The organism is Pseudomonas sp. 2(2015), from assembly GCF_000955865.1.
Taxonomy (GTDB): Bacteria; Pseudomonadota; Gammaproteobacteria; order Pseudomonadales; family Pseudomonadaceae; genus Aquipseudomonas.
Genome location: NZ_JYOF01000070.1, coordinates 229 through 1,155, shown reverse-complemented (window position 1 = coordinate 1,155; position 927 = coordinate 229). Strand labels below are relative to the sequence as shown.

The 927-nt window shown below is 57.9% G+C and carries 1 protein-coding gene; it reads right to left on the bottom strand.

Translation table 11 applies throughout. The features are described 5' to 3' along the window. Positions 1-212 precede the first annotated feature (212 nt). Positions 213-668, bottom strand: a complete 456-nt coding sequence (locus UB48_RS26975) for a hypothetical protein (RefSeq protein WP_156160264.1) — start codon at positions 666-668, stop codon at positions 213-215. Between the last annotated feature and the right edge of the window lie 259 nt (positions 669-927).

Here is a 927-nt window from a genome sequence, read left to right as displayed (position 1 = left end):
GCGCAAGTGGTGTCGGTAGGGTCGGTTAGACTTCGAGCGTCAGCGAGACAACAACGACAAGCAACAACTAACTGGTTATAGGGAACCCCCTTAAGGGGTTCCCCTAACACAACTGGTTAAAACACAAAGAAACGGACAGCCCTTTGAGGGGCTGTCCGTTCTTGTTGGTTATATGTAGTTGTGGCTGAGTTCGTGACTTAGCTGTAGAGGGGTCAGCTAGCTTCAGACTCAGTCGCTGCTTCCGGCTCGCGGATCAGGCCCAGGTCGATCCCGTGCCGTCGAGGCACGCGGAAAAAGTAGGGCGCAACCTCCGGCTCGTAGTGGATCACTGCGTCCATCTCGTCGAGGGTTCGGATGAACCCTTCGCCCTGTCGGCGAAGGTACTCGGGCATGTCCTCCTCGCCGGCCTGGACTCGCATCGCCAGTCGCAGGCTTCGGGGGATGGAGAGGTTGACGTGCTCCCGGTGCATGTGCCACGGCAGCCGGCGCTCGAAGCCGGTGTCGTGCTTGATGTTGCCCCGGCTGATCGCCAGGGAGACTGCTGCTTGGCGGACTCCGAATCGGTCGGCAACCTCCTGTTGTGTTGCCCCCGATCGAAGCATCTGCTCAGCTTCCTGATAGTTTAGCCGCTGGACGCCAGCTCGGCGTGGATTGGTGTTGTTGGGCATATGAATAGTGTGGCACAGCCACCACAACCTCACAACGAATCTGTACACCCCAAGATTGNNNGGCGCATCGTCGCAGGTCAGCCCCGGTGAGGTATACGATCGGGACTTGCGTCATAGGACTTGACACACAACATTGCAGGTAGGTTATGCTATGTGTGTACCTACGACGTATCCCACAACATGACGAAAGGTGAGAACGGTGCAGACTGACATCGAGAGGCTGGCCGAGGTGTTCGACACCCTCGGCATCGGGTTCCAT

Excerpts from the sequence above, each read along its gene's own strand:
- UB48_RS26975 (WP_156160264.1), bottom strand. The coding sequence starts at position 668 with ATGCCCAACAACACCAATCCACGCCGAGCTGGCGTCCAGCGGCTAAAC.